The organism is Methylobacterium frigidaeris (assembly GCF_022179185.1).
GTDB lineage: Bacteria > Pseudomonadota > Alphaproteobacteria > Rhizobiales > Beijerinckiaceae > Methylobacterium > Methylobacterium frigidaeris.
This window is the reverse complement of record NZ_BPQJ01000061.1, coordinates 23190-33094: the sequence shown is the minus strand read 5'-3', so window position 1 is coordinate 33094 and position 9905 is coordinate 23190. Positions and strand designations below refer to the sequence as shown.

Annotated in this window: 7 protein-coding genes and 1 pseudogene; 3 read left to right on the top strand and 5 right to left on the bottom strand. The window is 66.8% G+C overall.

Annotated elements, in window-relative coordinates; translation table 11 throughout:
* The first annotated feature begins 991 nt into the window (after positions 1–991).
* Positions 992–1234 carry a hypothetical protein gene (locus tag MFF64_RS32870; protein ID WP_099901326.1) on the top strand — a complete coding sequence of 81 codons (243 nt, stop codon included), beginning with the start codon at positions 992–994 and terminating at the stop codon, positions 1232–1234.
* 162 nt (positions 1235–1396) lie between these two features.
* Positions 1397–1942 (top strand): hypothetical protein, encoded by a 546-nt coding sequence (locus tag MFF64_RS32865; protein ID WP_238193431.1) that lies wholly within the window; start codon positions 1397–1399, stop codon positions 1940–1942.
* 177 nt (positions 1943–2119) lie between these two features.
* On the opposite strand, the gene MFF64_RS32860 is transcribed toward MFF64_RS32865, so the two are convergent.
* The 5 genes and pseudogenes from MFF64_RS32860 to MFF64_RS32835 all read right to left on the bottom strand — a co-directional run bounded on the left by MFF64_RS32860 (position 2120) and on the right by MFF64_RS32835 (position 8243).
* Positions 2120–2605: a Ros/MucR family transcriptional regulator gene (locus MFF64_RS32860; protein ID WP_099901011.1), complete on the bottom strand. Its 486-nt coding sequence runs from the start codon at positions 2603–2605 to the stop codon at positions 2120–2122.
* Between the two features lie 1064 nt (positions 2606–3669).
* Positions 3670–4315, bottom strand: a pseudogene (locus MFF64_RS32855) (SOS response-associated peptidase).
* A gap of 275 nt (positions 4316–4590) precedes the next feature.
* Positions 4591–5475: a hydroxymethylglutaryl-CoA lyase gene (locus tag MFF64_RS32845; RefSeq protein ID WP_099907727.1), complete on the bottom strand. Its 885-nt coding sequence runs from the start codon at positions 5473–5475 to the stop codon at positions 4591–4593.
* Complete coding sequence (locus MFF64_RS32840) at positions 5472–6701, bottom strand: ABC transporter substrate-binding protein (RefSeq protein ID WP_099907729.1); 1230 nt, start codon at positions 6699–6701, stop codon at positions 5472–5474. The genes MFF64_RS32845 and MFF64_RS32840 overlap by 4 nt, the downstream gene beginning before the upstream one ends.
* A gap of 258 nt (positions 6702–6959) precedes the next feature.
* Complete coding sequence (locus MFF64_RS32835) at positions 6960–8243, bottom strand: hydroxymethylglutaryl-CoA reductase, degradative (protein WP_099907737.1); 1284 nt, start codon at positions 8241–8243, stop codon at positions 6960–6962.
* A 204-nt stretch (positions 8244–8447) separates the two neighbouring features.
* On the opposite strand from MFF64_RS32835, the gene MFF64_RS32830 reads away from it, so the two are divergent.
* Complete coding sequence (locus MFF64_RS32830) at positions 8448–9848, top strand: aminotransferase-like domain-containing protein (RefSeq protein ID WP_099907731.1); 1401 nt, start codon at positions 8448–8450, stop codon at positions 9846–9848.
* The last annotated feature ends 57 nt before the right edge of the window (positions 9849–9905 follow it).

Below are 9905 nucleotides of genomic sequence, written 5' to 3'. Positions count from 1 at the left end.
TCCGTCGGCTCAAAGCCATACTTCAGGGCGGACCACTCCGATGGGGGCTGACCAAGGCTTTGCAGCCACCAAGACCTCGTGGGGAAGACGGATATGTCCATTCGGGGCCGCCAGCATCTTCGAGCGCTGGCACTAGATATCATTGATTCAGCTTTTAGAATACTTGAGAGAATGGTTCCACCCCCGAAGGGAACGAGAATTGCGGTCGGGGTACGCACAGAGATTTCATTAAAAACTTCCGGAACAAGCACTTATATCAAAACTCGCTCGATATTGCAGTGGCCTTAGAGCAATTGAATTTTTTTAAGTGCAGGATTCTATCAGGAGCAAGGCGTCATCCAGAGGACCATTGATAAAATTGGAGAAGATATATTTTTCGCGAATATATAAATCGTGCGCAGTCCGTAAAAGATCCATCAACTGCCGATGCATTATCTCGAACACTGCACTCTGCATAGTCTGGTTACGTTCATGCCTCAGCTCCACAGATCATGGATATGTATCGAGGCGCTCCTCCTCGCTTTGAGATCGAGGGATCAAATGACCAGTATTTAAAGATAAGCTTTAATGAGGGCGCTTGGAATTATTTTTATCGCGGACTACTGAAATTCAGCGTAGTAGTAAATATATTCTGGCATAAATACCTGGTAAAGTCAATTTAAAAACAAATTGAGCGGTATGCATTTGCGTCAGGAGAGTAAATATTCAAGTGTGAATTGATCCCAGTCACTACCCGATCCGCCGCAGTAATCAACACCGCATCGAGGTGATGCACGTACCGGCTGGTGATCGTCCCACCAACGTGTCCGAGCATCGCCCGGATGGTGCTGTCGCTGTAGCCAAGATCTCCGGCCGTGGAGGCGAACGAGTGACGGAGGGTGCGCGCTACACACCAGCTTCGAGGTGGCCGAATGGCACCTGATTGCCTATCGCTCAGCGCGGGCGCCCTCGTCATAGGGCTGAACAGCCCGCAAGAGGGACAACCCGCGCGATGCCGATCAAGGCGCTCAACGACCGCAAGAAGCTCTCGTCCGGCTTCAACGAGGCCAACGACGCCTTCATCGACGCGGTGCTCGGCGCGCTCAAGGTCGGCGAGATCCCGCTCGACTTGGCGCGAGCCTGGCTCGCCCACCCGGTGGCGATGATGCATGCGAACGGGGCGCAAGCGGTGGCTGACTACTTCGAGCGAATCCTGTCGCAGAAGCCGAAGATCGATTGGACGCCGGGCGGCTGAACGCGGTTGTGGGCAGCGCCGCACGACCTGCGTCGCGATGCTGTTGCGGCTGAGCATCATCAGCTGCGAAGCCACCTACCCGCAAAGCGGTCATACCCTGTCCTGGCTGAGCAAACAGTCATATGGCGGATCAAGAGATGATGCTCTGAGATGGGCTGCCAGATGGCCGAGCTAACGATCATTGCAGGTGAGTGCGGCCGCGGCTCCGGGGAGTACGACAATGGGCTGTTCATCCCGCCGGATGGATTGAAGCGCGGTGCAGAGACCGTCACAGCCGTCGTGCTGCATGGCGGCGTCACCGACGAGCAGAGCAAGGCGGGCCAGATTGTCGGCGGCCTCAAGGGTGGCTTGGCGCTGGCAGCCCAGCTCGATCTCTCGACGCCCCTGAGCCTTGCTGCGACCGCTGTCGGGGCAGGCTTGAGCGCGTTGGATGGCGGCCCGCGCCAGAAGGCCGTCCTGGAAGTTCGGTTCGCAGATGGCGCCTCGTTCGTGGCGATGACGGACGTCGGTGTTGCAGCGCTGATGGAGAATGACCGCCGGGTAATCCAACTCGCGGCACCACGACTGACAAATCAACCGATTCCGCTCACGCCGGAAGAACCGGGGATCAGCGCCCGAGCCATCGAGGCGGCTTCGGACGCGGTCGAAAGTGCGAGCTCAGCGGTCTCGAGTGCATTCAGCTTCATCAAGAGCAAGACGCTCGGATAGCGACGTCCACGAGCTGAGGCGTCGGAGCCCGTGCAGCTGATCGCCCGTCGGAACGGGCGTGAGCCGATGGCAGTTCGAGATGCGTCAGGTCGGCCCACCTCGCCCCGCAGGCCGCCGCCACACAGCGCCTAGGATCGTCGTCCCGGGCGAAGCACGCGCGAAGACGCCTTCTGTCCTCTACTCGCTCGCGCTGGCCTTGCGCCGTCGGGCCGGCTTGTTGCTGACCGTAGCGTCGCGCGAGGCATTGGCAGCTGCGGCTCGGGCGCGCGATTGGCCAAGGCCCGAGCTTTTGGCGAGTTCGGAGCGCTGCGCCGCGTACCGCTCGGCGACCATGGGGTATGTCGGCGGCAGGCCCCACTTCTGACGGTACTGCTCGGGGGTGAGCCCGCGGCCAGCGAGGTGGCGCTTGAGCGTCTTGTAGGGCCGCCCGTCCTCCAGGCTGATGATGTGGTCCGGTGTGACGGTTCTCCGGATCGGTACCGGCGGCTCGAGCTTCACGGGCTCCGGATCCGCCGGTGCTCCGAGCCGCGTTAGCGCCGCGTGCGTGGATGCGATGAGCGTTGGCAGGTCGTGGGCTGTCACGCTGTTATTGGCCACGTAAGCGGACACGATGTCGGCGGTAAGCGAGACATCATGCGGGAGGGCGTCAGCATTATTGTTCATTGAACCTCTCCGTTTAAACCGCGTTCAGAACGGAATGGCGTTGGCTAGGTCGACGAACTCCACGCCATCGAGCTCATGTACGCGCATTCTCACCGTTCCTACAATTCTCTCCGAGCTAATATTCAACCATCGTACACCGGCAATGCATGTCAGCAGGTGGCTGGCCCGCCGGAATCCGGATTGCTCATCTGCCCGACGACGTCTGGCCACCGATGCATGAATGGTATCGAGCGCCCCTCAGGCTCAACGAACGCCACTTCCGCGAGACATCCGACGCTCTCTCGAGGTTATGCGCCCTGACGCACGCATTAGCTGACGTGCGTTTGATGGCTGGAGGAGCCACGGGACATCTCGAACTGTCGAACCGCCGGCGAGTTGGTGGCGTGGACGGCATTCGTAATTGCTTGAGAACCGGAGAGCGCCATGGCGGATGAGGCAACTACCCGGAGATCAGGAGGGTACCAGCCAGACGTGAGCAGGGGGCCGGAGGCGGCCGCCCTGTCCGGCAGTAAGAAACGAGAGCACGACACCCACAAACAGGGTGAGGACGCCCTCTCGGAGGCTGGACCGGCTCCGTCATCCGAAAAGGAGCAGGGAGTGGTACCCGATCCCAGCCTGTAATCGTTTGACAGCATTCGGGAGGCAGACACAATGACGACCACTGACCCCGCTAAACCCGGAGACAAGGCAGCACCTGGCACACCAGGCACGGGTGAGAACCTGTGCCGAAGCTGCAACGGCACTGGCAAGATCCACAATGAGCCTTGTCCGGAATGCGCTGGAACCGGGAAGGTGACAGAACCTATTGGTGGGGCCTGAAAGCTGGGTCAACTGCCGACAGGAATGCTCAGGCTCACTCGGAGAGGGTGCTGCGCCCAACTGCTCCGTTCCAGAACGTGAGTACCCGGTCGGCAGAGTAGTAGCGCGAGCTGGCGGCTAAGCACCCCGGGCTGTCCCTCGTGGGAGAATACTGGCTTCAACTAATCCTCATGAGGCCAGCTAGATCGAATGGCGCGCGAGAAGGAGCGAGGGTTCATCCCTGCCGATGACCAGTCGCCTGCCCTTCAGATCCCATCCTGGCGCATGCCGCGCGCCACTTCGGCCATCATCTCGTCTGAGAGCGGCCGCTGCAGCTGCAATGCCTCCTCGGCTGGGGCTTCGAGCCAAGTGCGCCCATCGTCCGCTGTCGTGAGAAGTACGGGCATCGCCTTCGGGTGCACGGGCCCGACGACGCCATTCGCCTCCGTCGTCAGGAACGAGAACAGCCGATGCTCCTCCGGTAAGGGCTCTTCCCGTTTCGGCTCGCGGACGCCCGTCAAGGGTCGCCAGATCCCCGCAAAGGCGAAGAGCGGCCGGCTCTCGTCGAGGGCGAACCACACCGGCGTCTTGCGGGGCTTCGTACTGGCGTACTCGCTGAACGAGGTGATCGGCACCAGGCAGCGATGCGCGGGCTTAAGCCAGGGCCGCCAGTACGGCGATGCGACGTTGCGCACGTTGGTGACTGGCTGCGTGCCAAACCTTCGGCGGTGGTGGGAAGCCCCAGCGCATCATTGTCAGCACCCGCTTGCCGTCGGCAGCGAGGATGACGGGTGACATCTGGTCAGGGAAGATGCCGGGCAGCGGCGGCAGATTGCCGGCCTCGTCGCGGTCGATCGCGAAGGTGTGCCGGATCTCGTCCTGGGAGCGGGCAGAGCTGTAGAGGTTGCACATGCCCGGGATCGTAGCCGATCGGGCCCGAGGTCGCCGCGCGGGTCGACCCGTGCTGGGGAATCGGCTCGGGCACGGCGCGGGACCCCGGCCCATGGCACGGCGAGTTGCGCTACATTTGGACCCCGACCGCGCAGCCCGAGCTGTGGTTCCACGGCTGCGACCTGCAGCAATCGCGCCCTTTCTCGCGCGACCTCCGCCCTGCAGCTGAAGGCCCGCTACGAGGGATTGCCGATCACGGTCGTCGATCGGCCAGCCTGCGGCGGGGTGAGCGGATCTCACCCGGATGCTGGCGCGGCGCGGGCCCGGGCGAGCGCCCGCGTGACGAAGCGGCCGGCCTCGGTGAGGCGCGCGGGGTCGATTCCGGTCGCAATGCCGAGGCGCGCGAAATCAGCCACCACAGCTTCTGTGGCGACGTTGCCGGTGGCCCCGGCGGCGTAGGGGCAGCCACCGAGCCCCGCGACGGCGGCATCGACGACGCTGACCCCGAGATCGAGGCAGGCCCGGATGTTGGCGAGCGCAAGCCCCTGCGTGTCATGGAAATGCAAGGCGAGCCGCTCCGGCGGCACGACGAGCGCCACCGCCTCGACGCAGGCCCGGGCCCGCTCTGGCGTACCGGCCCCGATCGTGTCGCCGAGCGAGACCTCGCGGCAGCCGAGCGCGACGAGCCGGCGGGCCACCTCAGCGACGGCCCCTGGCGCCACCGCCCCCTCGTAGGGGCATCCGAGGACGCAGGAGACGTAGCCGCGCAACGGGATCCCGGCGGCGCGAGCCGCCGCGGCGACGGGGGCGAAGCGCGCGAGGCTCTCGTCGATCGAGCAGTTGATGTTGGCCCGCGAGAACGCCTCGGAGGCGGCGGCGAAGACCGCGACCTCGCCCGCGCCGGCCGCTCGCGCTGCCTCGAACCCCTGGAGGTTCGGCACCAGCACGGTGTAGCACCCGCCCGGGTTCGGCGGCAGCCGGGCCATCACCGCGGCGGTGTCTGCCATCTGCGGCACCCAGCGGGGCGAGACGAAGCTGCCGACCTCGATCGATGTAAGGCCCGCGGCGAGCAGGCGCTCGATCAGGCTGGCCCTCACTGCGACCGGGAGCGTGACGGGCTCGTTCTGCAGCCCGTCGCGCGGGCCGACCTCGACGATCCTCACTTGCGAGGGGCGGGTCACGGCGCCTTCACCAGCGGGCAGCGCCCCTCGGATAGAGGGCGGAACGCCTCGGCGGCGGGGATCGTCTGGACGAGCTTGTAGTAGTCGAACGGTTCCTTCGACTCGGCAGGGGTCTTCACCTGGAACAGGTACATTGGATGGACGTGCCGGCCGTCCTGGCGCACCTGGCCTTCGCCGAAGAGCGGGTCGTTGGTCGGCCCGGCCTTCATCCGGGCGACGACCGTGCGCCCGTCGGTGCTGTCTGCGGCGGCGGTCGCGCGCAGATAGGCAAGGGCACCGGCATAGACGCCGGCCTGGTTGGCGGTCGGCCGGCGGCCCTTCATCTGGGCGGCGAAGCGGTCGGCGAAGGCACGCGTGCCGGGATTGGCGTCCCAGTAGAACCCCTCCGTCAGGTAGAGCCCCTGCGCGTCCTTGAGGCCGATGGCGTGCACGTCGGAGAGTTGCATCAGCAGCGCCGCGAGATCCTGGCCGCCGCCAGTGATGCCGAACTCGGCCGCCTGCTTGACCGAGTTGACCGTGTCGCCGACAGCGTTGGCGAGCGCGATCACCTGGGCGCGGCTGCCTTGCGCCTGGAGCAGGAACGACGAGAAATCCGCGGCAGCCGTCGGGTGGCGCACGTTGCCCACCACTTGGCCGCCCTCCTGCTTGACCACGCTCGCTGCATCGGCCTCCAGCGCGTGGCCGAAGGCGTAGTCGGCAGTGAGGAAGAACCACCGGGTCTTGCCGGCGCGTACCAGCGCGAGCGCCGTACCGTGGGCGAGCGCCCAGGTGTCGTAGGTCCAATGCACGGTGTTGGCCGAGCATTTCGGGCCGGTGAGGTCCGAGGTGCCGGGGCCGGACGCAATGAAGGCGGCCTTCGAATCGCGCACCACCTCCTGCACGGCGAGCGCGACCGAGGAGAACGGCACGTCGAGGATCGCGTCAACCTGCCCCTCGGCGATCCAGCGCCGGGCGGTGGCCGAGCCGATATCGGGCTTGTTCTGGTGGTCGGACTGGATCACCTCGACCTTGATCGCCGGCCGCTCCTTGCGAAAGTCCTCGACCGCGAGCCGGGCCGCGACGACCGAGCCTTCACCGGTGGAATCGGCGGCAAAGCCGCTCAGATCGGTGAGCACGCCGAGCTTCACGGTGGCAATCTCGGCGCGGGCGGTACTGGCGGCGAACAGCAAGGCGACGCCGGCGAGGAAGCGGGTGGCGAGGCGGGTGGTTCGGGTGAGTTTCGGCATGATGGTCCTCCCGTTCGGTTGGTGATCGGCCGTTGGCTCGGCGATCGTTCAGCTTGCTGTTGCAATGTTGGCGAGCGCTGTTTCATCCCACTCGCGACCTCATCCTGAGGTGCGAGTGAAACGAGCCTCGAAGGAGGGCTCCAGAATACTCGGCGCTCCTTGGAGCCGTCCTTCGAGGCTCCGCGATCTTCAATCGCTCCACACCTCGGGATGAGGTCGCGGAACGGTTGGCAAAGCGGGAGGCGGCTCGTTCATCCCTCACCCCCCGCGGATCTCCCCCAGAACCTCCTGCGCCACGTCGAGGCGCACCAGCCGCCGATCCACCAGCACTTGGGCCACCGCCTCGATCTCCTCGCCGACCGCGCCGGCCATCATGGCGATGTTCTGGGCGTGCAGCGCCATGTGGCCCTTCTGGATGCCGGTGGTGGCGAGCGCCTTGAGGGCGGAGAAGTTCTGGGCGAGCCCCACCGCCGCGATGATCCGCGCCAGGCGCTCGGCGGTCGTCGCGCCGAGGATCTTGAGGCAGGCCTGCGCGGTCGGGTGGAGCTTCGTCGCCCCGCCGACGAGGCCGACGGCGAGCGGCAGCTCGATCGAGGCGCTCAGATCCCCGGACGCCGTGACCTCGTAGCGGGTTAGGGAGGTGTAGCGGCCCGAGCGCGCCGCGTAGGCGTGCGCCCCGGCCTCGATCGCCCGCGTGTCGTTGCCGGTGGCGAGCACCACGGCGTCGATGCCGTTCATGATCCCCTTGTTGTGGGTCGCGGCGCGGTAGGGGTCGGCCTCGGCGAGGTGGTAGGCGCTGACGATGCCGTCGCGCACCTCCGGCCCGCCGATCGCGTCGGTGCGCCAGACCGCGTGCGCCCGGGCAAGCCGCCGGTCGGCGAGGTTCGAGAGGATGCGCAGGTAGACACGGCCGCCGCTCCAGCCGGCGATGTGGGGCGCCACCGCTTCCGCCATGGTGTTGACGGCGTTCGCCCCCATCGCGTCGCGGGTGTCGACGATGAGGTGCGTCACCACCATCGGGCCGCCCAACGTGTCGAGCACCCGCACCTCGACATCGCGCAGGCCCCCGCCGAGGCGTACCAGCACCGGGTCGCAGGCGTCGCAGAGCGCACGCAGCGCCTCGCGCTGCTCCAGGATGCGCAGGCGCGCCGCGTACGGGTCGCTCACCCCGACGACCTGCACCTGGGCGATCATCAGGTTGCCGGAGACCGAGGTGGTGAAGCCGTCCTCGTAGACCTGGCGCGCCGCGTTGCAGACCGCGGCCACCACCGAGGATTCCTCGGTCGCCATCGGGATCAGTACATCCTCGCCATCGATCCGCATGTTGGTGGCGATGCCGACCGGTACGTTCATCGTGCCGACGACGTTCTCGATCAGCCGGTCGGCGAGATCGGGTGCGAGGTTGCCGAACTCGGCGAGATGCGCGACCTCGGACGCGGAGAGGTCGGCGAAGGCGGCAACGAGGTCGAGGCGCTCGCGCGGGGTCTTCTTGTGGAAGCCGGCGATGCGCGAGGTGCGATTCGCCCGGGTCGTGCTCTGCATGGGTCTCTCGTCGATCAGCATCGCGATCGGGCGGTTCCATCCCGCGCCGGACGAGGGGCGGCCCCGCCTAGCGGCGGGCCTCCTGTCGGTCTCTCCCTCGTCCGGGTGCGTTAGATCCTGCCCGTTGCCGATACCGTACCCATCCGTATCCAGCCCACAAGGAACGCTTTGCACCTTATCCGGGGTGACCGTACCCTTGCCCGCATGGATACGGTCTCACCCCCCGAACCCCGCACCCGGGTCGAGCAGGTGGTCGCCGGGCTCAACGAGCGGATCGATCGCGGGCACCTGCGCGCCGGCGAGCGCCTGCCCTCGATCCGGGCGGCGGCCTCCGCCTTCGGGGTGGCGAAGAACACGGTCGTCAACGCCTACGAGCGCCTCGTCGCCTCGGGCCGGGTCGAGAGCCGGCCGGGCTCGGGCTTCTACGTCTCGGCACAGGGACCGGCCCTGCGGGCGATGCAGGCCACGGCGCCCGGCCCGGTGCCGCTCGAGGCGGTGGACAGCGTCTGGCTGCTGCGCGAACAGCTGAACCGGCATTACGACGTGCGCGTCGGCGACGGGCGCCCGCCGCCGGCCTGGATGGAGAGCTCGGAGATTGGGCGCCACTTAAGGCCGTCCCTCGCTGCGGCGAGCGAGAGTTATGGCAGCCCGGACGGCTACCTGCCCCTGCGCCGGAGCCTAGCGCTGCTGCTCGCCGAGCGGTCGATCCACGCCGGACCGGACGGGGTGCTGCTCACCGCTGGCGCCAACCACGCCCTCGACTTGATCATCCGCCAGTTCGTGGCGCCCGGCGACCCGGTCCTGGTCGATTCGCCGGGCTACTACCCGCTATTCGGCAAGCTGCGGCTCGCCAAGGCCAGGATCGTCGGCGTGCGGCGCAACCCGGACGGGCCGGACGTCGCCCATCTCGAGGCGATGGCGCGGGCGAGCGGGGCGCGGCTGTTCTTCACCCACTCGCTCGCCCACAACCCGACCGGCTGCTCGCTCACGCTGCCGGTCGCCCACCGGCTGCTCCAGCGCGCCGGTGCCCTCGACCTCCGGATCATCGAGAGCGACCCCTTCGCCGACGTGCTGCCGGCGGCGCAGGCCCGGCTCGCCGCCCTCGACCAACTCGAGCGGGTGATCTACGTCGGCACCTTCGCCAAAACCCTGTCCGCCAGCCTGCGCTGCGGCTACGTCGCGGCGCGCCCCGACGTGCGGGAGGCCCTGCGCGACCTCAAGATGGTGACGTGCGTCAACAGCTCGGGCTTCGTCGAGGGGATGGTCCACCGCCTGATCGAGAGCGGGTGCTACCGCCGCCACCTGCGTCGCCTCGGCGGCCGGATCGAGGCGGCCGCGCTCCAGGGCCGGGCGGTACTCCAAGGCCTCGGCCTGCCGGTCTTCGGCGCGCCGCGGGGCGGCTACTACGTCTGGTGCGGCCTGCCGGAGACGTGCGACCTCGATGCCCTGTCGCGCCGAGCCGCGTCGCGCGGCATCCTGATCGCACCCGGCGGCCTGTTCCAGCCCGATGGGCCGGCCGGTCCGCCGATGATGCGGGTCAACGTCGCGTACTTGAGCGATCCGCGATTCGCACGCTTCATGAGCGAGGAGGGGGCGGGGACGTGAGGCGGTGTTTTTTGCCGCGCGCCGCGGTCGATATCGGTGCCGTTGCCCGAGAGCCTG

Coding starts and splice junctions, on each gene's coding strand:
- MFF64_RS32870 (WP_099901326.1), top strand. CDS start 992: ATGCCGATCAAGGCGCTCAACGACCGCAAGAAGCTCTCGTCCGGCTTC.
- MFF64_RS32865 (WP_238193431.1), top strand. CDS start 1,397: ATGGCCGAGCTAACGATCATTGCAGGTGAGTGCGGCCGCGGCTCCGGG.
- MFF64_RS32860 (WP_099901011.1), bottom strand. CDS start 2,605: ATGAACAATAATGCTGACGCCCTCCCGCATGATGTCTCGCTTACCGCC.
- MFF64_RS32840 (WP_099907729.1), bottom strand. CDS start 6,701: ATGCCGAAACTCACCCGAACCACCCGCCTCGCCACCCGCTTCCTCGCC.
- MFF64_RS32835 (WP_099907737.1), bottom strand. CDS start 8,243: ATGCAGAGCACGACCCGGGCGAATCGCACCTCGCGCATCGCCGGCTTC.
- MFF64_RS32830 (WP_099907731.1), top strand. CDS start 8,448: ATGGATACGGTCTCACCCCCCGAACCCCGCACCCGGGTCGAGCAGGTG.